Raw genomic sequence first — 25,573 nt, 5'->3', positions numbered from 1 at the left:
TATATCGCCGCCCTCCCCCGCACGCCTCAGACCGCGACCAGCTTGCGCCCACTCGCGCCGGGCAGCGTGCGCAGCGATTGGGCCACCGTCGCCGTGTAGTCGCGGCTCAGGATCGTGCTGACGAAGATCCAGTCGCAGCGGCACTCGGTCGCCGTCGCGGTCACGGTCATGTAGCCGCGGCGCGAGGTGTCCGCGTAGACCAGCGGCCCGATCAGCTGCGTGAGCGCACCGGCGAGCTGCTGCGGGTTCTCCTTGGACAGGTATTCCTCGAAGCCCGGCGAGGTGACCGACGAGGTCGCGAACTCGACGCCGATCTGGCGGTTCGCGCCGTCGAGCAGATCGTTCGCCCAGGCGTTGTGCGTGTCGCCCGCCAGCACGACGAGGTTCTTGTCCAGTTGGCGCACGGTGCCGAGCAAGCTTTCGCGCGCCACCGGATAGCCGTCCCACGCGTCGAGGTTGTAGGGAATGCTCGGCGCGGCGAGGACCGCCTGCTCCTGCGACGTCAGGCCGGCCGGATTGCTCTGCGCCTTGGCGACGATCGCCGCGTACTGCGACACCGACACGCCGGTGCCCGGCGCGTTGGCCTCGAACAGGATCGGCGCGGGGATGTTCATCCGCCCCATCAGCACCTGCTGGCCGAGCACCTGCCAGGTCGCCGTCGAGGCCTGCATCTGCGCCTGCAGCCACTGGCTCTGCGTCGCGCCCATCAGCGTGCGGTCGGTGCGGGCCATGTCGATCTGGAACTTCGCGCTGTCCAGGCCGGACGCGGTGATGTAGTCGGCGTAGTCGAGCTGTTTGTCGCGCGCGAGCACCCGCGTGTCCAGCATGTGCAGCGACATCAGCGCGCCGAAGTTGAAGCTGCGGTACGTGGTCAGCGGATCGCTGCCGTCGCGCACCGGCAGCCATTCGTGCCAGGCCTGCACGGCGGCGGCGCGGCGCGCGGCGAAGTCGCCCTCGGTGGCCGGCTGGTGGTTCTCGGCGCCGTTCTTCCAGGCATCGTTCGCGACCTCGTGGTCGTCCCAGACGGCGATCATCGGCAGCGCGGCATGCAGCTTCTGAAGATCGGCGTCGGCGCGGTACTGCGCGTAGCGGCGGCGGTAGTCGGCCAGCGCGACGATCTCCTTCTGCGGCTCGACCACGCGGCCCAGCGCCTGGGCGCCGCCGCTCCCGTATCCGCCGGGCCCGTACTCGTAGATGTAGTCGCCCAGGTGGACGGCGACGTCGTAGCTGTCGGTCTCGGCGCGCTTGGCCGCCTCGGCGTAGACGTTGAAGTAGCCGGTCGGGTAGTTCGAGCACGAGAACACCGCCAGCCGCACCTGCGCCACGTTGGCGGTCGGCAAGGTCTTCGCGCGACCGACGGTCGAGGTGGCCGCGTAGGCCTTGAAGCGATACCAGTAGCGCACGCCGGCCTGCAGCCCGGTGGCGTCGACCTTCACGCAGAAATCGTTCGAGGCGCGCGCGGTCGCGTCGCCCTTGGCCACGATGGACGCGAAGGCGGCATCGCTCGCGACTTCCCAGCTCACGGGGACGTCGCGCGCGTCGGCGCTGTCCTGCGCCAGCACGCGGGTCCAGAGGATCACGCGGTCGCTCAGCGGATCGCCGCTGGCCACGCCGTGGCTGAAGACCACCGCGACCTGCGGCGCATCGCCGTCGTCGCCGCCGCAGCCGGCCAGCGGCAGGCCGGCCAATGCGCCGGCCGCCAGCGCGCCACGCACCAGATGGCGCCGGGTGTGATCGATGGTCTCGGAGGACGAGACAGGCTCGTCGTTCTTGAGCAGGTTCAGCAGGGGCTTCTTGGTCATGGTCGGGCGAGCGGAGGCTGGCGTGATGAGGATGAAGCACGTGCAGTCGCATGTGCGCGGCGCAGTGTTCGTGTTCACGGTGACATGACGACGACAACCCGACGGCAGGGCGACAGCGGGGCGACAGCGGGGCGACAGCGGGGCGACAGCGGGGCGATGACAGGGACGTCCCCACGGGAACGGGGCATTCGACATGCCCTCTGACAGCCGCGCCGGGCTCCGCTAACCTTGCGCGCCTCTAAGAGGAGAAAAGACGCATGCAATACCGTCGACTCGGCCGCAGCGGCCTGCAGGTATCCGAACTGTCCCTGGGCTCCTGGGTGACGTATCACAACCAGGTCGATACCGGCTCGGCCGTCGAGCTGATGGCCGCGGCCCGCGACGCCGGCATCAACTTCTTCGACAACGCCGAGGCCTACGCGCTCGGCAAGAGCGAGGAGATCATGGGCCAGGTCTTCAGGCAGCTGGGCTGGGGCCGCCACACCTACGTCGTCTCGACCAAGTTCTACTGGGGCATCGACAAGTCGGGCACCACGATCAACTACAAGGACACGCTGAACCGCAAGTACCTGATGCAAGCCATCGACGGCTCGCTCAAGCGCTTCGGGCTGGACGAGATCGACCTCGTGTACTGCCACCGTCCCGACCCGCACACGCCGATCGAGGAGACGGTGCGCGCGATGAGCGACATGATCACGCAGGGCAAGGCGCTGTACTGGGGCACCAGCGAGTGGAGCGCCGACGAGATCCGCGCCGCCTGGGAGATCGCCGAGCGCCATCACCTGCACAAGCCGGTGATGGAGCAGCCGCAGTACCACCTGTTCCACCGCCAGCGCGTGGAGAAGGAGTACGCCCGCCTCTACGAGGACATCGGCCTGGGCCTGACGACGTGGAGCCCGCTGGCCTCCGGCCTGCTGACCGGCAAGTACCGCAACGGCATCCCCGAGGGCAGCCGCGGCGCGCTGGAGAGCATGTCCTGGCTGCGCGAGCAGTTGCAGGAACCGGAGCGCAACGCCGCGGTGGCCGAGCTGGGCAAGATCGCCGACGAACTGGGCTGCACGCTGGCACAACTGGCCATCGCCTGGATCAATCGCAACCCGCGCGTGTCGACGGTGATCCTCGGTGCGAGCAAGCTCTCGCAGCTGCAGGACAACCTGGGCGCGCTGGCCGTCACGCCGAAGCTGACGCCCGAGATCCTGGCGCGCATCGACGCGATCACCCTGCCCCTCGCCAAGTAGTCGCAGAGCAGGCCTCTGCCCCGCGGGCAGCGAGTGCCCGTGGGGCCGGAATGATGCGGGGGGTTCGCGGAGGCGATGCCCCCCGCGTCGTGGAGTGCCCGCGCCTGGCCTCACGCAGGCTGTCGCCGCCTGCACCATCCTTCGCCCCGGCCTCGGGGTTTGTCCGCAGACCGCCCGCCAAGCCCCTCATTGACGGGGCGGGGTTGTCGCGCCGGTGCCGCAATCCTGCAGGGCGGCCAGCTAGCATCCCGCGCGATGTTGCGACGACGTGCCCTTCCCCTGCTGCCGAGTCTGTGCGCCGCCGTCGTGCTGGTCCTGGCTTCGGCCATGGCGCTCACGCCGGGCGGTGCCGCCGCATTCCCGGACGAGGCGCGCGCGGACCGTCCCGCGCCGCCGGAGGTGTCGCTGCTCGCCGAGCCGCGTTTCGAGACCGTCGGCATCGACGCCCCGGTGCCGCTGAACATCATCTCGGCGATCGCGCAGGACCGCACCGGCTTCCTGTGGATCGGCACCGGCGCCGGCCTGGTGCGCTTCGACGGCTACAACTTCCGCCAGCCCGGTGCTCCGATCGAGAACGGCGTGCGCTCGGCGCGCAGCCTGGGTTTCATCCGCGCCTTGCTGGTCGCGCGCGACGGCCGCCTGTGGATCGGCACCGAGGCCGACGGCCTGGCCGCCTACGACCCGCAGAGCGAGAAGCTGTCGCTGTTCCGTTCCGACGCCAATCCGCAGCTGCCGCGCAGCGCGGTCTCCGCCGGCACGATCCGCGCGCTGGCCGAGGATCGCGATGGCCAGCTCTGGATCGGCACGATCGGTCACGGGCTCGACCGCTACGACCCGGTCGAGGGCCGCTTCCAGCATTTCCGCCAGGCCGACCGCGCGCAAGGCGGCCTGCCCGACGACCGCGTCCAGTCGCTGGCCGTCGATGGCGAAGGCTCGTTGTGGGTCGGCACCTGGAAGGGCCTGGCGCGCAAGCGCGCCGGCTCCGATCGCTTCGAGCCGGTGTTCTCGACGCCGGGCAAGCCGGGCCTCGCCAACAAGATCGTGCTGAGCCTGTTCCTCGCGCCCGACGGCCGCGTCTGGGCCGGCACGCAGCAGGGCGACCTCGCCCTCGTCGATCCGAAGACCGGTGAGGGCACGCTGCTCGAGCGCGCCGAGGAAGCGGTGAACGGCTCGGTCAACACCTTCGTCGCGCTGGACGATCGCCACCTCTGGCTGGGCCGCAACGGCGGGCTGGAGCTGCGCGCCGTCGCCAGCGGCGAGCTGCTGCGGACCATGAAGCACGATCCGCTCAACCGCGGCAGCCTCGGCGGCAACGAGGTCCGCGCGCTGATGCGCGACCGCGCCGGCTGGATCTGGACCGGCGGATACGGGGGTGGCCTTCAACGTCACAACCCGTCGAACACCAGCACCTGGGTGCGCGGCCGCGATCCGGGCAAGCAGGCCCAGTTGATCGACCCGAGCACGCGCGCGATGGTGCAGCTCGACAGCGGCGAGATCTGGCTCGGCAGCAACGAGAGCGGCGTGACCGTGCTCGACGAGCAACTGCGCTCGATCGCGACGCTGCGCCCCGCGCCGGGTCAGCGCGGCGGCTTGTCGGGCGGACGCATCTCCAGCCTCGTCCAGATGAAGGACGGGACGATCTGGCTCGGCAGCGACGGCGGCCTCCACCAGTACACGCGTGACCGGCAGCTGCTGCGCGTCATCCAGGCCGGCACGGGCCGCGCGCGACGGCTGCTCGCCGGCCGCGACGGCACGCTGTGGATCGGCACGCAGGACGGGCTCTTCCGCTTGCCACCGGGTTCGTCGGCACACGGCGCTCAGGCCGGACTGACGACACCGATCCGGCTCCGGCAGGAAGGCGGCCAGCCGCTGACCGGCGACGTGAACGCGTTGTCCGAGACCGAGGACGGCGGCCTGTGGGTCGGCACCGAGAAGGGCCTGTACCGGATCGCTCCGGGCGGCACGGAACTGGTCGTCGCGCGCGCCCGGCCGGGCCGCGACCTGAGCCACCACTCCATCGTCGGCCTGCTGGTCGATTCGAAGCAGCGCCTGTGGGTGGACACCGCGGCGGGGCTGCACCTGCTCACCCGCTGGGACGGCCGCGATGCCGAGTTCGACCGCATCAGCGAGAAGCACGGCGTGCTCGGCCGCGCCTTCGGCGCCAACCTGCTCGAAGACGGCGAGGGCCGCATCTGGTCGCAGAACTTCGTCTACGACCCGGCCAAGGACAACTACTACGAGCTGACCAACGCCGACGGCGTCGACATCGGCACCGGCTGGTTCCGCGCCTACATGAAGACGCGCGACGGACGTCTGCTGTTCGGCGGCAGCAAGGGCGTGCTGGTGGTGACGCCCGAACGCTTCGAGGCCTGGGCCTATCAGCCCGCGCTGGTCACGACCGAGTTGCGCGTGGACGGCCAGCGCCTGGCCGCCGGCAAGCTGCCGGAGAACGGCCTGACCATCGGCGCCGACAACCGCAGCTTCAGCGTCGAGTTCGCCGCGCTGGACTTCAGCGAGCCCGAACGCAACCGCTACGCCTACCAGCTGGAGGGTTTCGATCCGGAGTGGATCAGCACCGGCGCCGACCTGCGCGTGGCGGTCTACACCAACCTCGATCCGGGCAAGTACCGCCTGCGTGTGCGCGGCACCAACCGCAACGGCGTGTGGAGCCCGCTGGAGCTCGACATCCCCGTGCGCGTGCTGCCGGACTGGTGGCAGACATGGTGGGCGCGCACGCTCGGCGGCGCGACCCTGATCGCGCTGGTCTACCTGCTGGTGGCGCTGCGGACCTCGTACCTGCGGCGTTCGCAGATGGCGCTGGAGATCAAGGTGAGGGCACGGACGGCGGAGCTTGAACGGCTCTCGCTCGATCTGCAGGCGAAGACGGTGGCGCTGGAGGAATCCAGCCTGTCCGACCCGCTCACCGGCCTGCGCAACCGCCGCTTCCTGACGCAGCACATCGACGCGGACGTGGCGCTCGCGGTGCGCCGTCATGAGCAGGCGCACGGCGACGGCGTGACGCCGCCGGACGACGGCGACCTGATCTTCTTCCTGCTCGACCTCGACCACTTCAAGGCGCTGAACGATCGCCTCGGCCACGCGGCCGGCGACGCGGTGCTGCAGCAGATGCGCGAGCGGCTCACCGCGGTGTTCCGCGAGGCGGACTATCTGGTTCGCTGGGGCGGCGAGGAGTTCCTCATCGTCGCGCGCGACACGTCGCGGGCGCATGCGGCCGAACTCGCCGAAAGAGCGCGCCTGCAGGTCAGCGGCGCGCCGTTCGATCTCGACGAAGGCCGGACCGTGGACGTGACCTGCTCGGTGGGTTTCGCGGCCTTCCCGCTCGCGCCGGCGTTCCCGCGCGCGCTGGACTGGGCCGCGACGATCGCGCTCGCCGACGAGGCCCTGTACGCGGTCAAGCGCCGCGGGCGCAACGGGTGGGAGGGCGTCATCGGCGTCCCGCCGCGGGACGATGTCCCCGACCTCGAGGGCGCATTGCGCCAGCACTCGCGCGAATCGATGGCAGACTGGCTGACGAGCGGCGACCTGACGGTCGTGCGCTCTTCGCCGCCGGCCCTTTGATTCCCGATCCCCGATCCGCACTCTCGCGGGGGATCGACGCCGGCAAGTCCTGACCCCTGCGGCACGGCCCGTCCGGATCACCTCCCGGTCCGCCGATTGCCCCACGTGCGACGAGACCGGCGCGGAGACGGCAATTGACGCTCCCACCCGATGGCCGATGACCGGCAATCGGTAAAGCCGACAAGTAAAGGCTGCCAGCGCCTGTCCTGGATCGCCGCCATGGCGACCGGATTGGCCCGATGATCGGGGGCTGTCCCCCGGCCCTCCGGACATCCGGAGCTGGCCGCCGTCCACGAATCGAGGAGAACCTTCGTTTTGATGAACGACTTTGCGAACTTCCTGCAGTTCAGCAGCTGGCCGCCTCGGCCCGACTGGCTGTTCTGGGCCTCGCTGACCATGGTGGCCGCCGGCGTGCTCGGCGAATTCGTGAACCGCCGCCTGGGCCTGCCCCGCGTCGTCGGCTACAGCGTCGTCGGCATGGTGCTGGCGGCGCTCGGCCACGGCATCTTCGCCAACGGCGCGCTGGACGCGCGGCTGCGGCTCGTCGTCGATCTGGCGCTGGCGCTGCTGCTGTTCGAGATGGGCTCGCGCGTGAACCTGCGCTGGCTGCGCAACAACAAAGCACTGCTGGGCGCCAGCGCGGCAGAGGCGCTCGCGTCCTTCGTCGTCGTCGGCTTCGGGCTGACGCTGCTGGGTGTGAGTCCGCTGGTGTCGTTCAGCTGCGCGGTCCTGACGATGGCGTCCAGTGCCGCGGTGGTCGGCAGAGTCGGCGCGGAGCTGCGCGCCGCCGGTCAGGTGAGCGAGCGCATGCTCGCGTTGACTTCGCTGAACACGATCTACGGCGTGCTGGCGCACAAGCTGCTGCTGGGCTGGCTCGCGCTGGACCAGAAGGGCGACTGGCTGGAAGCCGTCGCGCAGCCGCTGTATGCGTTCGTCGGTTCGATCATCGTCGCCGCGCTGCTGGCGCGTCTCACCGCCAACCTGATGCGCCGGCTCGACCTGCGCAACGAGAACTCGGTGCTGATGCTGCTCGGCCTGGTGCTGGTGGCGCTGAGCGTGGCGCGGGTGCTGAACCTGTCGACGCTGCTGGTGCCGCTGCTGGCCGGCATGATCCTGCGCAACACGACCGAACGGCCGTGGGTCTGGCCGCGCCACTTCGGCACGGCGGGCGGGGTGCTGGTGCTGATGCTGTTCGTCGCGGTGGGTTCCGCGTGGACGCTGCAGGCGCTGGCGATGGGCGCGGTGCTGGCGCTGGCGCTGCTGCTGCTTCGCCTGGTGGCCAAGGCGCTGGCCCTGACCAGCATGGCGCGCCTCAGCGGCATCGACGCCCGCCAGGGCATCGCGCTGGCGGTGTGCCTGAGTCCGGTGTCGGGCACGATGCTGGTGCTGTTCAGCGAGGTGCAGTTGCACCATCCACAGATTGCGACCCTGCTCGCACCCGTCATCCTGTCGACGATCGCCTTGATGGAGCTGGTCGGCCCGATCGCCGTGCAATGGGGCTTGCGCCTCGCCGGCGAGCATCACCCTGAAACGCCTGTAGTCAAGGAGGCTGCGAAGCGATGAGCACAGCCGCACGGCCGCCCGAAGGCGGTGCTGCGTCCCTCTTGGAGGGACCGGCGAAGCCGAGGGAGCAAACATGAGCCTCGAACCATTTGCAATCTCGAAGCCCCTGACAATGGGGGTCGAGCTCGAACTCCAGATCGTCAATCGCCACGACTACGACCTGATGCCGGGTTCGAAGGATCTGCTGCGGGTGATGAAGGGTGAGACCGTGCCGGGTGACGTGACGCCCGAGATCACGGACAGCATGATCGAGCTCTGCACCAACGTGTGCACGAACTACGAGCAGGTGCTGGAGCAGCTGACCGTCACGCGCGACGCGCTGGTGCGCAGCGCCGACCGGCTCAACCTCGGCCTGTCCGGCGGCGGCACACACCCGTACCAGCACTGGAGCAAGCAACGGATCTTCGACAAGCCGCGCTTCCAGGAGATCTCGTCGCTGTACGGCTACCTGAGCAAGCAGTTCACGGTGTTCGGGCAGCACGTGCACATCGGCTGCGAGGGCCCGGACCAGGCGCTGCGGCTGCTGCACGGGTTGTCGCGCTTCATCCCGCATCTGATCGCGCTGTCGGCGTCGTCGCCGTATGTGCAGGGGAATGACACCGGCTTCCACTCGGCGCGGCTGAACTCGGTGTTCGCGTTCCCGCTGTCGGGGCGCGCGCCCTTCGTGCTGACCTGGGACGACTTCCTCGTATTCTTCGAGAAGATGACCCACACGGGCGTCGTGAAGAGCATGAAGGACTTCTACTGGGACATCCGACCCAAGCCCGAGTACGGAACGATCGAAGTGCGGGTGCTCGACACGCCGCTGACGATCGAGAAGGCGTCGGCGCTGGCGGCGCTGATCCAGTGCCTGGCACGGTGGATCTCGCACGACAAGCCGTTCGAGCTGCACGAGGACGACTACCTGCCCTACACATTCAACCGGTTCCAGGCGTGCCGGTTCGGACTGGACGGGACCTTCGTCGATCCGAAGAGCGGCGAGCACCGCAGCCTGCGCGAGGACCTGAATGTGACGCTGCATGCGCTGGAGCCGCACGCGGTCGCGCTGAAGGCGGAACCGGCGCTGCGGTATGTCCGCGAGGAGATGCGCTGGCAGGGCAACGACGCGACGTGGGCGCGCGGGGTCGTGGAGAAAGAACAGCTGCTGAACGAGCTGGTGCGGCAGCAGTGCGAGCGCTGGGCGGGAAGGCCGGTGGGGACGGCGCGCTGAACCGGACCCTCTGAGCGTTTGAGATCGCAATTTGCGATCTCAAAACATCAGTCCACTTTCCTCGCGACGGGGGTTTGAGATCGCAATCTGCGATCTCAAACGATGGGCTCAAAGACTTCAACGTGGACGTCCGTGTTGACGGCGTTGACGAGGCCTTCAGCGTCAGAGTCAAAGAGATTGCCTTGCTTGAATGTGTTCATCCAAAGATTTTGATGATGGGTTGAGGACCGCGCCGGACATCACTTCTCGTTCGATGCGCCGCGACACGCAGGGATGGATGCCTCGCCGTGCTACCAAAGGTGCCGGTCGAATCGTTCAAGGTTGCAGGCCAATTGGAATCGGCCCGGAAAGCCCCAAGCGTTGATGAGTGCGTGCTGCTCAGGCGACAACCATCCCAGCACCTCGCACACCTCTTCGTACTTGGCCCTCAACACTCGGACGGCGTCTGGCAGTGAATTCACGTGCTTGCTCTTCCAGATGGGTTCGTGGTGGAAGAGCCGATTGCGCAGATCTTTGAGCTGCCGAAGTCGGTCCATGACCCTCGCTGCCGTAAGGCCTGGGCCAGATCCAGGGAACGCTGTCCTGAATCGATGTTGATTCCAGATGAATCGAGACTTCGTGGCGGCATTGCGGTAGTGGGGATCGAGCATGTTCACCCAGAAGCCGAACGTGAGCCGACACACGACGTCATCAGGAACGAGGGCTCGATTCACCACGTCCCTGGCAGCACCGGCCTTGGCGGCCGCGACGGACTCCCGGCCGCCTTGAGAGTACGGAAGGGTGTCGTACCACGTGGCCGGGAAGCTCTCGCAGATCGCGGCGTTGATCCGATTGCGAAGTGCTACTTCGACCATGCGAAGGGGGACGTAGAAATGCTGACTGATGTCGTTCAGCAAATACTTTGCCCTCACCGCGTCCAACGTACTCCGACGGGCTAGCCTTGTTCGGTAGGGCGCGAGTCGATTCGGAGAAACAGCGGAGACGACGTCTGCAAGATCCAACGGCATAAGTGATTGCTGCGAGTTCTGTCTTGATCTACGATGGCACTCATGACGTTGCGAGTGCGCTTTCAACGCTCTGTCGTGTGTTAGCCCCGGCGAATGCGTTTTCCGGTAAGCGACCAGAAGGCCCGGTCTGTTGATCGGGCCTTCGCCTTTTCTGCGCCGACTTCCTCCTCCGAGTCGGCAGAGGGCGCAGTCGAAGTTGCGCCCATCGAGGCATTGCCAGTTCAAGGTCGACATCCCAGCTTTTGAGATCGCAATCTGCGATCTCAAACGGGCACTTCGTCCACAGCGCGGCCGACGATGCCCAGCATGCCGAGGCCTTCGCGCAGCGACTGGCGCACGCTCTCGACCACGTGGCGAGACGGATCGCCCTCGACGCAGTTGTCCTCGACCATCGACAGCGTCGCCGCTGCGGACACGAGGGTGTGACGCAGGTTGGCGATCGCCGAGGCGACGGACACGTCGTGCGCAGGCAAACCGCGTCGGCGCCAAGGCGCAGGCCAAAGAGCTGCGCGTCGCTCATGCCCCATTCGTTTTGAAGGCTGATGAGCGAGCCGACGTCGCAGCCCGCCAGCGGACGGCGGTCGCGGATCGGACCGCGCGCTTCGTTGATACGCGTTTGATGCAGGGTTCCCATGTTCGTAAGACTCCGAAGAACTTTGGAAACCACCGGCTTCGACTGCCGAGCCGCGGCATGCGGACGATCGAATCGAAGGGGTGGGCGAGATGTTCAAACCACCTTGCTTTCGCCGTGTGACCACCCTCACGGAATGGTCCATCTCGCCCATGATCGAAATGACAGGGACGGCGCACTCGCATTGAACGCGAGAGCGGGATCAGCAAGGTGGGTTTGAAACACCGGAGTCCATCGTGCAACCGGTCGCGGTCTCACTCTCTGATAAAGATCAAAGAGCTCCGGCGATTCCGCCATCGTGGGGTCGTGTGGGGGATGCGCTTCCCACCGAAGGGCCAGGTCTTGTCAGGTCGTCGTCAACGACGCCACACGGCCCTTGCTTCATCCCGAAGTTGCCGCTTAGACTTCATCCCAACACACCCGCCACACGTCCTGGTTTTCGGCCAGGGTTCTGCGCAAGCAGACGTGCAAAAGGCGGGTTTCTCGTTTCTGGGTCTCATCGTTTGAGATCGCAAATTGCGATCTCAAAACGCCGCAGTGCTCCGCTCGAATTTCCGCAGTTGCCCCCCTCTTCAGAGGGTCTCGCGAGCACACGCGCGGGATCTAGACTCGCGCGCTTCGATTCCGGACTGTCAGAACGCGCACGCCATGAGCACCCTCTTCGCCACTTTCAGCCTGCTCTCCATGGTCGTCTCGACCATCGCCAGCATTGGCTGCATCTGGTTCGCCGCAAAGATCGTTGGCGCGCATGAAGTGAGCTTCGGTCGCTGCGCGGTCGCCAGCGTCGTGTCGGGGTTGGTCGTGATCGCCGGCTTGCTGCTGCTCGGACCTTTGCGCGGTTTGCTGGTCGCGCCTCTGCTGATGCTGGTCGCCTTCAAGTTCATCCTGGATACCAGCTTCCTCGGCGCTTTCATCATTGGCGTGCTCACCGTCGCCTTCCAGACCGGCCTCAGAAAGCTCATGGAGTGACGGTTCTTTGAGATCGCAAATTGCGATCTCAAAAAAACAGGCTGCTCGTTGTCAGCCCTTGCCGTTGAGCTCTTCCAACTGCTCCGGCGACCCCACATTCGCCCACGGCCCGGGGTAGAGCTCCGCCGTCACCGCTCGCGCGCCGATCGCGCGGTCGAGGCTCGCGCGGATGCGCTGGTGCTGCCCCGGCAGTACGCCGTCGAAGAACGCGCGCTTGTACAGGCCGATGTTGCTGTAGACCTCGAGGTCGCCATCGATCGTCGCGACGCCATCTGCATCGATGCCGAAGTCCCCCGTCGGATGCCGCGGCTGCTTCGGCACGAACCACAGGTGCGCCAGCAACGGGCTCGCCGCGAAGGCCGCGGCCTTTGACGAATCGAACTCGAACTCCGGAATGAAGATGTCCGCCGACACCGCCCAGAACGCATCGTCGCCATCCGCGCACAGCAGGTCCAGGGCTGTCGCGATGCCGCCGCCGGTCTCCAGCGCGCGACCGTAGCTCTCGCCTTCGTGGCTGTAATGCAGCGTCACGCCGAATCGCGCGCCGTCGCCCAGCGTCGCCTCGAACTGCTCGTGCAGCCACGCCGTGTTGATCACGATGTCCCGGATCCCGGCCCGCGCGAACGCCTCGATGTGCCACTCGATCAGCGGCTTGCCGCGCACCTTCAGCAAGGGCTTGGGCGTGTGGTCGGTCAGCGGCCGCATGCGCTCGCCGCGCCCGGCCGCGAGGATCATGGCTCGCATCGTCAATCCAGAAAATATCGAGCGCGAGTGTAGTGTTCGACCACACCGCTCGATCTAGTGACCCGCCGCGGACTCGCTTTGGGATGCACCGCTAGGCGTGAACCGGAGCCATAGCCCAGCTATGGCGAGGATTCGCAACGAAGCGGGGCGCCCAAAGCGAGTTTGCGGCGGGTCACTAGAATGCCGGGTTTGCCCCAACTCCTGCCCGAGACCAACACCATGGCCGAGACCAGCGCTGCCGTCGTCACCCCGAACACCACCCAGATGGCCAACGCCATCCGTGCCCTGGCGATGGACGCCGTCCAGCAGGCCAACTCCGGCCACCCGGGCGCCCCGATGGGCATGGCCGAGATCGCCGTCGCGCTGTGGAAGCGCCACCTGCGCCACAACCCGGCCAACCCGCAGTGGGCCGACCGCGACCGCTTCGTGCTGTCCAACGGCCACGGCTCGATGCTGATCTACGCCCTGCTGCACCTGACCGGCTATGACCTGCCCGTCTCCGAGCTCAAGGCCTTCCGCCAGATGCACTCCAAGACCCCGGGCCACCCGGAAGTCGGCATCACCCCCGGCGTCGAGACCACCACCGGCCCGCTCGGCCAGGGCATCACCAACGCCGTCGGCTTCGCGCTGGCTGAGAAGCAGCTCGCCAAGGAATTCAACCGCGACGGCCACACCATCGTCGACCATCACACCTACGCCTTCCTCGGCGACGGCTGCCTGATGGAAGGCATCAGCCATGAAGCCTGCTCGCTGGCCGGCTCGTGGAAGCTGAACAAGCTGATCGCGATCTACGACGACAACGGCATCTCCATCGACGGCCAGGTCGGTCCCTGGTTCGGCGACGACACCGCCAAGCGCTTCGCCGCCTACGGCTGGAACGTCGTCGGCCCGGTCGACGGCCATGACGTCGACGCCGTCGACGCCGCCATCGCGCTGGCCAAGACCAGCAAGGACAAGCCCTCGCTGATCATCGCGAAGACCCACATCGGCAAGGGCAGCCCGAACCGCGCCAACACGTCGAAGGCCCACGGCGAGCCGCTCGGCGCCGAGGAAATCAAGCTGACCCGCGAAGCGCTGGGCTGGTCGCACGAGCCCTTCGTGCTGCCCGCCGAGGTCTACGCCGACTGGGACGCCAAGGACGCCGGCACCGGCTTCGAAAAGGCCTGGGACGAGAAGTTCGACGCTTACGCCACGCAGTTCCCGGAACTGGCCGCGGAGTTCTCGCGCCGCATCGCCGGCGTGCTGCCGCCCAACTTCGCCGACGTCGCCGCGCAGGCCGTCATCGGCGCGCATGAGAAGGCCGAGACCGTCGCCTCCCGCAAGGCCAGCCAGATCGCGCTGGAAGCCTTCACCGCCGCGATGCCCGAACTGCTGGGCGGCTCCGCCGACCTGACCGGCTCCAACCTGACCAACACCAAGAGCACGCCCGCCTTCCGCCTGGAAGAGGACGGCAGCTCCAACGGCGGCCGCCACATCAACTACGGCGTGCGCGAGTTCGGCATGGCCGCGATCATGAACGGCGTCGCGCTGCACGGCGGTTTCATCCCCTACGGCGGCACCTTCCTGACCTTCAGCGACTACAGCCGCAACGCGATCCGCATGGCCGCGCTGATGAAGCAGCGCGTGATCCACGTGTTCACGCACGACTCCATCGGCCTGGGCGAAGACGGCCCGACCCACCAGTCCGTCGAGCACGTCTCCAGCCTGAGACTGATCCCCGGCCTGGACGTCTGGCGTCCCGCCGACACCGCTGAGACCGCGGTGGCCTGGACGCTGGCCCTGGCCAACAGCCAGCGCCCCAGCGTGCTCGCGCTGAGCCGCCAGAACCTGCCCTACCTGAGGAAGTCGGGCGAGGCCGTCGACGCCATCACCACCGGCGGCTATGTGCTGAGCGAGCCGGCCGACGTCGGCCTGAAGAAGAAGGCGCAAGCCGTGCTGATCGCCACCGGCTCGGAAGTGCAGCTGGCCATCGCGGCGCAGCAGCAGCTGGCCGTGGCCGGCATCCCGGTGCGCGTGGTCTCGATGCCCTGCACGAGCCTGTTCGACCGCCAGGACGCCAAGTACAAGAAGGGCGTGCTGCCGGACGGCCTGCCGCGCGTCGCCATCGAGGCCGGCGTGACCGACCTGTGGTGGAAGTACGGCGTGTCCGCCGTCGTCGGCCTGGACACCTACGGCGAGTCGGCCCCGGCCAACGTGCTGTTCAAGCACTTCGGCTTCACGCCGGAGAACGTCGCCGATACCGTCAAGGTGGTGCTGGGCAAGGCGCGCCTGAAGTAAGCCACGACCGCTTCGGCGATCGACAGCAAAGGGGTGCTTCGGCACCCCTTTTTGCTGGGCGTGCAGCTTCGAACGAAGCGTCCCGCACCGGCGATGTACCCACGCTTTGAAATTCCTCGTAACCCGGTAACCCGCTCGAAACGCCGGTCCGCGACTATCTGTTCAAATCGAGGGTTCCCGGCGCCCCGGCCCGCTGCCTCGCAGCCCCGCTCGGCGCGCCGGACCGAACACCTCCGCGGCACGACGTCCACTGGCTGGGCGACGCGCCCATGACGTCATCGATTCATTTCACTCGCAGGAGACTTTCCTCATGACCATCAAGATCGGTATCAACGGGTTCGGTCGCATCGGCCGCATGGTGTTCCGCGCTGCCGTGGCGAACTTCAAGGACATCCAGATCGTCGCCATCAACGACCTGCTCGAGCCCGATTACCTGGCCTACATGCTCAAGTACGACAGCGTCCACGGCCGCTTCGACGGCGATGTGGCGGTCGACGGCAACACGCTGATCGTCAACGGCCAGCGCATCCGCCTGACCCAGGTCAAGGATCCCGCCGAGCTGAAGTGGAACGAGGTCGGCGCCGACATCGTCGTCGAAGCCACCGGCCTGTTCCTGACCAAGGAAACCGGCGAGAAGCATCTGACCGCCGGCGCCAAGAAGGTCATCATGTCGGCCCCGTCCAAGGACGACACCCCGATGTTCGTCTACGGCGTCAACGACAAGACCTACGCCGGCCAGGCCATCATCTCCAACGCCAGCTGCACCACCAACTGCCTGGCCCCGCTGGCCAAGGTGCTGAACGACAAGTGGGGCATCAAGCGCGGCCTGATGACCACCGTGCACGCCACCACCGCCACGCAGAAGACCGTCGACGGCCCGTCCAACAAGGACTGGCGCGGCGGCCGCGGCATCCTCGAGAACATCATCCCGTCCTCCACCGGCGCCGCCAAGGCCGTGGGCGTGGTGATCCCCGAGCTGAACAAGAAGCTGACCGGCATGTCCTTCCGCGTGCCGACCTCCGACGTCTCCGTCGTCGACCTGACCGTCGAGCTCAACAACAACGCCACCTACGCCGAGATCTGCGCCGAAATGAAGGCCCAGAGCGAAGGCGCCCTGAAGGGCGTGCTGGGCTACACCGAGGACAAGGTCGTCGCCACCGACTTCCGCGGCGACCCGCGTACCTCCATCTTCGACGCCGACGCCGGCATCGCCCTGGACGGCACCTTCGTCAAGCTGGTGTCCTGGTACGACAACGAGTGGGGCTACTCGAACAAGGTGCTGGAGATGGTCAAGGTCGTCGCCAAGTAAGCGACCCCGGCGGCCTCTTTCCCGCCTTCCGAAGCCCCGCCCCGGCGGGGCTTTTTCGTTTCCGTGACGTCCAGGTCGCGAGCGTCCTTCAAGGCGTCCTTCAAGGCGTCTCTCAAGGCCTCCCGGCATGCCAAAACCGCCGCCGATACGAACGGTCACCACTTCGACGATAGATGACTCAAATTTGCGTGAGGAATCCCCCTTTGGAGGTGATGCCTCGCAGCAAATGTGTCATCGCATTAGCAATTTCTTGGCGGCCTCACACATAAACTGGTTAGCTCAGTTTTGTGGAGTTTCCGCATGTCCGTGCTGTCTTTGCCGAAGCGTCTGGCTGCTGCCGTGGCTGTACTCGGTTTGTTCGGAGCCGGCACTGCCGGCGCGGTCACCGGCACCGCTCTGCAGCCGGATCAACAGCCCGATTTCGCGCGCGTGATCGTGCGCTTCAAGGCGCAGGCGGATGCGGTCAAGGCACGGCCGCTCGCCGTGCGGGCGACGGCCTCCGAAGCGAAGGACATCGCGCAGGTGCGCGGCACCACGCTGGGCATGAGACACGCGGCCACGCTGCACGCGCGCCGCAGCCTGGACAGCCGCACCCACGTCTACACGGCCAGCGGCATGAGCTCGGCCGAGCTCGCCAAGCGGCTGGCCACCGACGGCGATGTCGAGTCGGTCGAGGTCGACCGCTGGCAGAAGCATTTCTCCGTGCCCAACGATCCGCTGTACGCGACCGCCGCGTCGGCCGGCGTCACCGCGGGCCAGTGGTACCTGAAGGCGCCGGACGCCACGGTGCTGTCCTCGATCAATGCGCCGGCGGCGTGGGACAAGTCGACCGGCACGGGCGTCGTCGTCGCGGTGCTGGACACCGGCGCGCGCATGGACCACCCGGACCTGGCCGGCCAGTTCGTCCAGGGCTACGACATGATCGGCTTCGGCAACAGCGGCACCAGCGTGATCGCGACCGCCAATGACGGCGACGGCGCCGACAGCGACCCGAGCGATCCCGGCGACTGGGTCGACCAGTCCGACATCGACAGCGGCCGGCTGGGCAGCAGTTGCACGGCCGACGACATCGGCTCCAGCTCCTGGCACGGCACGCGCGTGTCGGGTCTGATCGCCGCCATCGCCAACAACGGCCAGGGCATGGCCGGCCTGGCCTACAACGCCAAGATCCTGCCGGTGCGCGTGCTGGGCAAGTGCGGCGGCTGGGCCTCGGACATCGCCGCCGGCATGCGCTGGGCGGCGGGCGTCACCGTGCCGGGCCTGCCCACCAACAGCAACCCGGCCAAGGTCATCAACATGAGCCTGGGCGGCGACGGCGCCTGCTCCTCCACCTACCAGGACGCGATCAACGCGGCGGTCGGCGTGGGCGCGACGGTCGTCGCGGCCGCCGGCAACGGCGTCGAGAACGACGACCCGACCAAGGAAGGCGGCGTCGCCGTCGGCACGCCGGCCAACTGCAGCAACGTCATCGCGGTGGCGGGCCTGCGCCATGCGGGGACCAAGGTCGGCTTCTCCAACCTCGGTCCGCAGGTGACCATCAGCGCGCCGGGCGGCAACTGCGTCAACACGACCGGCGCCTGCCTGTACCCGATCCTGTCCACCAGCAACAGCGGCACGACCACGCCGGTCGCGGCCAGCAACGCCTTCAACTACACCGGCACCGGCACGAGCTTCTCCACGCCGTTGGTCAGCGGCACGATCGCGCTGATGCTGTCGGTGAATTCGAGCCTGACGCCGACGCAGATCAAGGCTGCGCTGCAGTCGTCGGCCCGGGCCTTCCCGGCTGCCGCGGCGGGCGTTGCGCAGTGCGTGGCCGGCAACAGCACGCAGCCGCAGCTCGAGTGCAACTGCACGACCAGCACCTGCGGCGCCGGGATGCTCGATGCGAATGCGGCGGTCCTTGCCGTTACGCCGACGACGCCCACCACACCGACGACGCCGACGACACCCACCGACACGTCCTCGGGTGGCGGTGGTGGCGGTGGTGCCATGAGCGGCCTGTGGCTGGCAGGCCTGGTGCTGGCGATCGTGGCACTGCGTTGGCCGAAGCCGCGTCTTGCCAAGATCCGCTCGAAGTAATCGAGCCCGAGATCCACGAAGTCCTCGGTAGCAAAACCGGGGCAGTACGGAACTGGTTGGGGACGGCTATGCGTGGGGTTTCCGCGCTTGCCGCGGGGGCCCCACGCATAGGCGGCCAACGCCCGGAACTCGTCAGGTAGGCGGTGTCCCGCAAGCGGGGGGAAGCAGCAAGAGGGCTGCAGTACTTCCACCGCCGCTGGCCCTCACCCCTGCCCTCTCCCGCAAGCGGGAGAGGGAGTCATTCCCTCGGTCCGCCGTGACCGCCCGCAAGTGGGAAAGGGAATCATCCAGTCAGCTCGGTGCACTCTCACTCCCTCTCCCGCTTGCGGGAGAGGGTGGGGGTGAGGGCCAGCAGACTCAGCAGTCAGCGAGGGTCAGGTCTTGCCGTCAGCGGCTCGCGCCCGACCCTGAGCCGTTCGCCGCGCTTGCCGCGGATGAAGCGGCCGGCGCCTCCACGGAGCAATCCTTGCGCTTCTCGCCCCAAGGCGGATTGGCCAGCGCATTCAACTTCCCGGACTGCGTCCCGTCCAGCCGTGCCAGCCGCAGCGTGGTCTGCTGCAGCGGCTCTTGCAGACGCATCACGCGCAGGCCCTTGTAGTTCCGCTTGGTCATGCCGTCGAGGGCCGCCTGCGCCGCCGCTTCACTGTCGTGCTTGCTGAGCACCAGCGTCGGCTGCTCGTCGGGGAAGCCCTGCAGCGGCTCGAACGCGATCTTGGCGCTGCGATAGGTCTCTTCCTTGCGTTCGCGGAAGTCCTTGCTCGGCATCTTGATCGTCGCCAGCGCCCACACGCCGCCCGTGTTGACGGCATTGGCCTCAATCGACGACGCCGGAATCCCGGCTCCCGTCAGCGCCGCATTGGCGCGCTTGAGCAGCTCATCGCCGATCAGCGGCCCCAGCTCCAGGCAAGACCGAGCCGCGAGCTGCGTGACGGCCTTCTGGTTGAGCAGCGACAGCCGCTCCGGATTGATCTGCTGGTCCAGCCGTGGCGTGGCGGGTGCCACACCGGCGATCCACCCCTTGTTCCACGCGAACACCAGCACGTTGACGACGAACAGCAGGACGACCGCGGCGCGCAGCATCGTGGCTTACCCCTGTCCGGCGGACGCGCCGCCGAGCCGCACGCTGACCTCGCCGCCGCTGACCGTCTGGCGACCCTGCGGGGTGTCGATCAGCAGTTCACCGCGATCGTTGACGCCCGCGCCGGTGCCTTCCAGCGCGCCGGCGGTGATCGCCTTGCCCTGCAGCAGGTCGCGGCGCGCGAAGCGCTCGCGCCAGGCGCCGAAGCCGCTCTGCGGGAATGCCGCCAGCGCCTTCACCAGCACCGGCGCCAACCGCGCCAGCGCCTGCGGCGGGGTGACGTCGGGAATCAGTTCCTGCAGGCAGGCGAAGCCGGTGTTCAGCTGCGACTCCGCGACCTTCGCGCGGTCCGACACGTTCAGGCCCACGCCGACCACCGCCATGCGCGAGTTGCCCGCCGGCACGGTCTCGATCAGGATGCCGCCGAGCTTGCGCTCATCGAGCCACAGGTCGTTGGGCCATTTCAGGCCGAGGCGGCTGCCGTCGGGGTCGAGCGCCTCGGCGATCGCCGCGCCGACGACCAGCGACAGTCCGGACCAGTCCGCGACCTCCACCGGCATCGACAGCGAGAAGGTCAGCGACGCGCCGGGCGTGCTGTGCCAGGCGCGGCCCTGCCGGCCGCGGCCGTGGGTCTGGTGTTCGGCGATGAGCAGGCAGGGGTGCAGGTCATGCTGGCGCCGTCCGTACGGACGATCGCCGGCGCGGCCCGTGGCCACGGTGCCCTCGTCGCGGCGCACGCGCTCGATCAGCGTGGCGTTGGTCGATTCGACCCGCGCCAGCACCTCGATGCTGAGCCCCGGCAGCAACGGCTCCAGGTCTTGCCACAGGGCCTCAGCGCCCCAGTTCTGATGTTCTTGCATCGCCGCGAATGTGATCTTGCGATCCGTCTTGGTCTTCCCGGGCCGAGCGGCCCGGTGGTCGTGAATGGTCCGAGTCTAGAGGGAGATGGTCATCGTCCGGGGGCCCGCACCGCGAATCGGTGGCTGTAGGACCTGACAGGGTGCCTCGGCGACCTCCGACGCCCCCTGCCCGCTCCGGACGCCGCTCAGCGCTTCCTGTCCTTGGGCGCCAGCATCGTGCCGCGGCAACCCGGCGTGCCGCAGCGGCACTCGAACCGCTTCTTCAGCTTGGGCGTATAGCGTTCGTCGATCACCAGACCATAGTCGTAGAACAGCTCCTCGCCAGGGGAAATGTCCGTCAACGCATGGATGAACACCCGGCCGTCGAGCTCGCGTGCCTCGCAGTTGGGGCTGCAGGCGTGGTTGATCCAGCGCGCGTTGTTGCCGTCGACCGCCGCGTCGATGACCCCGCCGGTCTCAAGGTGAAAGTAGAAGGTATGGTCCGGTTGCGACGGATCGTGCGGATGGCGACGCAGCGCTTCGTCCCAGTCGATGTGCTCGCCCTTGTATTCGATGAGCTTCTCGCCGGCCTGCAGCGGCACCAGCGCGTACACGCCGCGGCCATGCACGCCGGAGGCCCGGACCTGGATCCGGGCGCTTCTCCGGGTCACGGGAGGAACGACGGCATCGTCGGCGGGGGCGGGAACACTCGGAGCGGGGCGCGGTTGCGGCATGGAGCGAGTCCGGTACATTGAATTCATGGGTGCGCGCGCGTGTACACACGTACGTAGGCGCGCGAGGCCGGATTGTAGGCAGACGTTCATGAAGATCTTGGACGCCTGAACGAAGAGGAAAGAAGCAAGCGCATGAGCAAGGCATTGGTGATCGCGGAGAAGCCGTCGGTGGCGCAAGACATCGTCAAGGCGCTGACCGCGCTGTCGGGCAAGTTCGAGAAGCACGACGAGTATTTCGAGAACGACGCGTACGTCGTCAGCTCGGCCGTCGGCCATCTGGTGGAGATCAAGGCGCCGGAGGAGTTCGACGTCAAACGCGGCAAGTGGAGTTTTGCCCACCTGCCGGTGATCCCGCCCCACTTCGATCTGAACCCGATCGACAAGAGCAAGGGCCGGCTGAACGCGCTGGTCAAGCTGATCAAGCGCAAGGACGTGACCTCGCTGATCAACGCGTGTGACGCGGGGCGCGAAGGGGAACTGATCTTCCGCCTGATCGTCCAGTACGCCGGCACCGCCAAGGCGCAGGTCGCCAAGCCGGTGAGCCGGCTGTGGCTGCAGTCGATGACGCCGCAGGCGATCCGCGACGGCTTCGAGCGCCTGCGCACCGATCAGCAGATGCTGCCGCTGGCCGACGCGGCGCGTTGCCGCTCGGAAGCCGACTGGCTGGTGGGCATCAACGGCACGCGGGCGATGACCGCGTTCAACTCGCGCGACGGCGGCTTCTTCCTGACCACCGTGGGCCGGGTGCAGACGCCGACGCTGTCCATCGTCGTCGAGCGCGAGGAGAAGATCCGCAAGCACGTCTACCGCGACTACTGGGAAATCCGCGGCAGCTTCGACGCCGAGGCCGGCCAGTACGAGGGCAAGTGGTTCGACCCCGCGTTCAAGAAGAACGCCGACGATCCCGAGCAGCGCGCGGACCGCGTCTGGACGCAGGCGGAGGCCGATGCCATCGCCGCCGCGGCGCTGGGCCAGCCCGCGACGGTGACCGAGGAATCCAAGCCCAGCACGACGGCCAGCCCCGGCCTGTACGACCTGACCACGCTGCAGCGCGAGGCCAACTCGCGCTTCGGCTTCTCGGCCAAGACGACGCTGGGCCTGGCGCAGGCGCTGTACGAAAAGCACAAGGTGCTGACCTACCCGCGGACCGACTCGCGCTACCTGCCCGAGGACTACCTGATCGTCGCGCAGGACACCGCGCGCATGATCGCCAGCGAGGACATGCCCGGCCCGCTGCAGGCGCTGGCGCAGCACGCGAAGACGGCGCTGGACAAGGGCTACATCAAGCCGACGAAGAAGGTCTTCGACAACACCAAGGTGTCGGACCACTTCGCGATCATCCCGACGCTGCAGCCGCCGCGCAGCCTGACCGAGGCCGAGGCCAAGCTCTACGACATGGTCGTCAAGCGCTTCCTGGCCGTGTTCTTCCCGCCGGCCGAGTTCCAGGTCACGACGCGGATCTCGACGGTGAAGACGCCGGAGAAGGCCTATGCGTTCCAGACCAACGGCAAGGTGCTGGTGAAGCCGGGCTGGCAGGCCGTCTACGGCAAGGAAGCGACCGACGAGAACGCCGAGCCGGGCACCAGCGGCGCGATGCTGGTGCCGGTGAAGGCCGGCGAGGTGGTGCGCACCGAGGGCACCGAGGTGAAGGCGCTGGTGACCAAGCCGCCGGCGCGCTACACGGAAGCGACGCTGCTGTCGGCGATGGAAGGCGCGGGCAAGCTGGTCGACGACGACGAGCTGCGCGAGGCCATGGCCGAGAAGGGCCTGGGCACGCCGGCCACGCGCGCCGCGATCATCGAAGGGCTGCTGGCCGAGAAGTACATGCTGCGCGAAGGCCGCGAGATGATCCCGACCGCCAAGGCCTTCCAGCTGATGACGCTGCTGCGCGGCCTGGGCGTGGAGGAGCTGACCAAGCCCGAGCTGACCGGCAACTGGGAGTTCCAGCTGTCCGAGATGGAGAAGGGCCGCCTCAAGCGCGAGGCCTTCATGGCCGAGATCGCCGCGATGACCGAGAAGGTCGTGCGCAAGGCCAAGGAATACGACCGCGACACCATCCCCGGCGACTACGCGACGCTCAAGACGCCGTGTCCGAAGTGCGGCGGCGTGGTCAAGGAGAACTACCGCCGCTTCACCTGCACCGGCAAGGTCGGCAACGGCGACGAGTGCGGCTTCTCCATCCCCAAGATCCCGGGCGGCCGCAGCTTCGAGCTGGCCGAGGTCGAGACCTTCCTGCGCGACAAGAAGGTCGGCCCGCTGGAGGGCTTCCGGTCCAAGGCCGGCTGGCCGTTCACCGCCGAGCTGGCGCTGGTGTTCGACGCCGAGATCGACAACTGGAAGCTGGAGTTCGACTTCGGCGAGGACGCGAAGAAGGCCGAGGAGAACGGCGAGCCGGTGGACTTCAGCGCTCACACGCCGCTGGGCCCCTGCCCGAAGTGCAACGGCCGCGTCTTCGACTTCGGCAGCAACTACGTCTGCGAGCACGCGGTCGGCGACAAGGTCAGCTGCGACTTCAAGAGCGGCAAGATCATCCTGCAGCAGCCGATCGAGCCCGAGCAGATGAGCAAGCTGCTCGCGACCGGCAAGACGGACCTGCTGGAGAACTTCGTCTCCAACAAGACGCGTCGCAAGTTCAAGGCCTTCCTGACCTACGACAAGAAGGAAGGCAAGGTGATCTTCGAGTTCGAGCCGCGCGCCGCGAAGCCGGGCGCCAAGACCGGCGCCAGGCCCGCAGCCAAGACGCCCGCGGCCAAGACACCCGCAGCCAAGAAGGTCGCCGCGAAGAAGGCGACGGCGAAGGGCTGATTCCCTCGCCATGCACGGCGCTAGGGCGCGCGCAGGAACGCGTCGCCGCCCAGCACCGGCTCGGCGCGCAGCCGCGCGGCCATGAAGTCCACCAGCAGCCGCAGCGACGCGGGCACGCGCCGCCCGGCGGCATGGACGAGATGCACCGGTGCCGCCGGCAGTTCATGGTCGGCGAGCACGATGCGCAGCAGGCCGCTCCGCACCGCGTCCGCCGCCTGATAGACCTGGCACCGCGCCAGACCCACACCGGCCACCGCGGCCGCGATGCCCGCGGCGTTGTCGTTCACCATCAGCGTGGGCGACAGCGCTTGCGGGCCGTCGCGGAAGCGCCAGGGCGTCATGCTCTGGCCGTCGAAGTAGCTGGCGATGATCCGGTGGTCGACGAGGTCCCGCGGCGTGTGCGGTTCACCGGCACGGCGCAGATAGTCGGGCGAGGCCACGATCACCCGTCGCATCGCGCCCACCGGCACCGCGGTCAATCCTGAATCCGGCAGGTGGGCGATCCGCACCGCCAGGTCCAGCCCCTCGTCCAGCAGCGACACGACCCGGTCGACCAGCAGCAGCTTCAGCCGGATCCGCGCGTGCTGCTGGAGGAACTCCGCGGCGAGCGGGGCCACGTGTTGCCGTCCGAACATCGACGGCGCGGTCAGCGACAGCAGACCCGCCGGCTCGGCCTGCGCCCCGGCCGCCGCGGCCTCCGATTCGTCGAGGTCGCCAAGGATGCGGCGGCAGTCGACGACGAAGCGCTCGCCGGCCTCGGTCAACCGCACCGAGCGCGTGCTGCGCTGGAACAGCTGCACGCCGAGCCGCTGCTCCAAGGCCGCGATGGCGCGCGTAGCGGCCGGCGCTGAGCAACCCATCCGTCGCGCGGCAGCGGCAAAGCTCTGCGTGTCAGCCACGGCGACGAAGCAGCGCAGGCGGTCGAGGTGATCCATGTCCAGGAACGCCGCAAGCCCGCAGCGTCACATTATTTCGGCAGCTGCAATTCTGAATGATCCGCCATCGGCATTCCAGCCAGCAACTGCAAGAGCTACGGTACGGGCCTCTGAAGACCTCCGCTGGAGCCCTCCCCGATGAACGCCTCCGTCCTCCGCCCATCCGCGCCGTTCCGTCTGCATCGCGTGGCCGCCTCCGGCCATTGCCACCGCGTCGAGCTGCTGCTGTCCCTGCTCGACCTGCCGTATACGGTGGTCGACATCAACCTGGCCGGCGGCGATCAACGGCAACCGGCGTTCGTGGCGATGAACCCGCTCAGCCAGGTGCCGGTGCTGGAGGACGGCGATCTGGTCCTGCCGGAGAGCAACGCGATCCTGGTCTACCTGGCGACGCGCTACGCGCCCGATGCCGGCTGGCTGCCGCGCGATGCCATCGAGGCCGCCTGGCAGCAGCGCTGGTTCAGCCTGTCGGTGAGCCTGCTCGGGCCGGGCGCGGCGACGCCGCGTTTCCGCACGCTGACCGGGTTGCCGGTCGATCCCGCCTCGTTGGCGTTGGGACACCGGCTGTTCGCGCTCATCGAGGAGCAGCTCTCCCGCACCGACTTCCTGATCGCCGACCGGCCGACGCTGGCCGACGTGGCCTTCTACGGCTACACGGCGCAGGCGCCGCTGGGCGGCCTGTCGCTGGCCGACTACCCCCGCCTGCGCGGCTGGCTGGCGCGCATCGAGGCGCTGCCGCGCTTCAAGCCGCTGCCGGACAAGTTCTGAGGCACG

The 25,573-nt window shown here is 67.9% G+C and carries 18 protein-coding genes; 10 read left to right on the top strand and 8 right to left on the bottom strand.

Features of this window, described 5'->3' with window-relative positions; all coding sequences use genetic code 11:
* Nucleotides 1-26 precede the first annotated feature (26 nt).
* Nucleotides 27-1,802 (bottom strand): alkaline phosphatase D family protein, encoded by a 1,776-nt coding sequence (locus tag AC07PR_RS25405; RefSeq protein WP_495136949.1) that lies wholly within the window; start codon nucleotides 1,800-1,802, stop codon nucleotides 27-29.
* A gap of 257 nt (nucleotides 1,803-2,059) precedes the next feature.
* On the opposite strand from AC07PR_RS25405, the gene AC07PR_RS25400 reads away from it, so the two are divergent.
* The 4 genes from AC07PR_RS25400 to AC07PR_RS25385 all read left to right on the top strand — a co-directional run bounded on the left by AC07PR_RS25400 (nucleotide 2,060) and on the right by AC07PR_RS25385 (nucleotide 9,392).
* Nucleotides 2,060-3,040 carry a potassium channel beta subunit family protein gene (locus AC07PR_RS25400; protein ID WP_495136948.1) on the top strand — a complete coding sequence of 327 codons (981 nt, stop codon included), beginning with the start codon at nucleotides 2,060-2,062 and terminating at the stop codon, nucleotides 3,038-3,040.
* A 255-nt stretch (nucleotides 3,041-3,295) separates the two neighbouring features.
* Nucleotides 3,296-6,619: a ligand-binding sensor domain-containing diguanylate cyclase gene (locus tag AC07PR_RS25395; RefSeq protein WP_495136947.1), complete on the top strand. Its 3,324-nt coding sequence runs from the start codon at nucleotides 3,296-3,298 to the stop codon at nucleotides 6,617-6,619.
* A gap of 318 nt (nucleotides 6,620-6,937) precedes the next feature.
* Nucleotides 6,938-8,182, top strand: a complete 1,245-nt coding sequence (locus AC07PR_RS25390) for a cation:proton antiporter (protein ID WP_377159499.1) — start codon at nucleotides 6,938-6,940, stop codon at nucleotides 8,180-8,182.
* A gap of 73 nt (nucleotides 8,183-8,255) precedes the next feature.
* The gene (locus AC07PR_RS25385) at nucleotides 8,256-9,392 is read left to right on the top strand and encodes a YbdK family carboxylate-amine ligase (RefSeq protein ID WP_377159497.1); all 1,137 of its coding nucleotides are present in this window, start codon (nucleotides 8,256-8,258) and stop codon (nucleotides 9,390-9,392) included.
* 290 nt (nucleotides 9,393-9,682) lie between these two features.
* Here AC07PR_RS25385 and AC07PR_RS25380 read toward each other — a convergent pair whose 3' ends face one another.
* Together AC07PR_RS25380 and AC07PR_RS25375 are read right to left on the bottom strand one after the other, a co-directional pair.
* Entirely contained in the window at nucleotides 9,683-10,288 is a 606-nt protein-coding gene (locus AC07PR_RS25380) for a hypothetical protein (protein WP_495136946.1), read from the bottom strand.
* Nucleotides 10,289-10,662: 374 nt separating this feature from the next.
* Nucleotides 10,663-10,857 carry a hypothetical protein gene (locus AC07PR_RS25375; protein ID WP_495136945.1) on the bottom strand — a complete coding sequence of 65 codons (195 nt, stop codon included), beginning with the start codon at nucleotides 10,855-10,857 and terminating at the stop codon, nucleotides 10,663-10,665.
* Nucleotides 10,858-11,678: 821 nt separating this feature from the next.
* Here AC07PR_RS25375 and AC07PR_RS25370 point away from each other — a divergent pair.
* Nucleotides 11,679-11,999: a hypothetical protein gene (locus AC07PR_RS25370; protein WP_377159491.1), complete on the top strand. Its 321-nt coding sequence runs from the start codon at nucleotides 11,679-11,681 to the stop codon at nucleotides 11,997-11,999.
* A 51-nt stretch (nucleotides 12,000-12,050) separates the two neighbouring features.
* Here the strand turns inward: AC07PR_RS25370 and murU are convergent, their stop codons facing one another.
* Entirely contained in the window at nucleotides 12,051-12,743 is a 693-nt protein-coding gene (murU, locus tag AC07PR_RS25365; RefSeq protein WP_495136944.1) for an N-acetylmuramate alpha-1-phosphate uridylyltransferase MurU, read from the bottom strand.
* 180 nt (nucleotides 12,744-12,923) lie between these two features.
* On the opposite strand from murU, the gene tkt reads away from it, so the two are divergent.
* The 3 genes from tkt to AC07PR_RS25350 all read left to right on the top strand — a co-directional run bounded on the left by tkt (nucleotide 12,924) and on the right by AC07PR_RS25350 (nucleotide 18,408).
* Nucleotides 12,924-15,020: a transketolase gene (tkt, locus tag AC07PR_RS25360; protein WP_495136943.1), complete on the top strand. Its 2,097-nt coding sequence runs from the start codon at nucleotides 12,924-12,926 to the stop codon at nucleotides 15,018-15,020.
* A gap of 310 nt (nucleotides 15,021-15,330) precedes the next feature.
* The gene (gene gap, locus AC07PR_RS25355) at nucleotides 15,331-16,329 is read left to right on the top strand and encodes a type I glyceraldehyde-3-phosphate dehydrogenase (protein WP_067281231.1); all 999 of its coding nucleotides are present in this window, start codon (nucleotides 15,331-15,333) and stop codon (nucleotides 16,327-16,329) included.
* A gap of 300 nt (nucleotides 16,330-16,629) precedes the next feature.
* Nucleotides 16,630-18,408 carry a S8 family peptidase gene (locus tag AC07PR_RS25350; protein ID WP_495136942.1) on the top strand — a complete coding sequence of 593 codons (1,779 nt, stop codon included), beginning with the start codon at nucleotides 16,630-16,632 and terminating at the stop codon, nucleotides 18,406-18,408.
* A 387-nt stretch (nucleotides 18,409-18,795) separates the two neighbouring features.
* Here AC07PR_RS25350 and AC07PR_RS25345 read toward each other — a convergent pair whose 3' ends face one another.
* From AC07PR_RS25345 to AC07PR_RS25335, 3 genes are all read right to left on the bottom strand, one after another.
* Nucleotides 18,796-19,488: a hypothetical protein gene (locus AC07PR_RS25345; protein WP_377159483.1), complete on the bottom strand. Its 693-nt coding sequence runs from the start codon at nucleotides 19,486-19,488 to the stop codon at nucleotides 18,796-18,798.
* 6 nt (nucleotides 19,489-19,494) lie between these two features.
* Entirely contained in the window at nucleotides 19,495-20,346 is an 852-nt protein-coding gene (locus AC07PR_RS25340; RefSeq protein ID WP_483108060.1) for a biotin--[acetyl-CoA-carboxylase] ligase, read from the bottom strand.
* 185 nt (nucleotides 20,347-20,531) lie between these two features.
* Nucleotides 20,532-21,059: an SET domain-containing protein gene (locus AC07PR_RS25335; RefSeq protein WP_483108061.1), complete on the bottom strand. Its 528-nt coding sequence runs from the start codon at nucleotides 21,057-21,059 to the stop codon at nucleotides 20,532-20,534.
* A 132-nt stretch (nucleotides 21,060-21,191) separates the two neighbouring features.
* On the opposite strand from AC07PR_RS25335, the gene AC07PR_RS25330 reads away from it, so the two are divergent.
* Nucleotides 21,192-23,864 (top strand): DNA topoisomerase III, encoded by a 2,673-nt coding sequence (locus AC07PR_RS25330; protein ID WP_495136941.1) that lies wholly within the window; start codon nucleotides 21,192-21,194, stop codon nucleotides 23,862-23,864.
* 20 nt (nucleotides 23,865-23,884) lie between these two features.
* On the opposite strand, the gene AC07PR_RS25325 is transcribed toward AC07PR_RS25330, so the two are convergent.
* Nucleotides 23,885-24,799 (bottom strand): LysR substrate-binding domain-containing protein, encoded by a 915-nt coding sequence (locus tag AC07PR_RS25325; RefSeq protein WP_495136940.1) that lies wholly within the window; start codon nucleotides 24,797-24,799, stop codon nucleotides 23,885-23,887.
* Nucleotides 24,800-24,937: 138 nt separating this feature from the next.
* Between AC07PR_RS25325 and AC07PR_RS25320 the strand changes: the two genes are divergently transcribed.
* On the top strand, nucleotides 24,938-25,567 hold the full coding sequence (locus tag AC07PR_RS25320) for a glutathione S-transferase family protein (RefSeq protein WP_483108064.1): 630 nt from the start codon (nucleotides 24,938-24,940) through the stop codon (nucleotides 25,565-25,567).
* The last annotated feature ends 6 nt before the right edge of the window (nucleotides 25,568-25,573 follow it).

This window comes from Roseateles sp. GW821-FHT09H11, assembly GCF_059415845.1.
The sequence above is the reverse complement of the archived record's forward strand: the minus strand, read 5'-3'. Positions and strand labels throughout refer to the sequence as shown.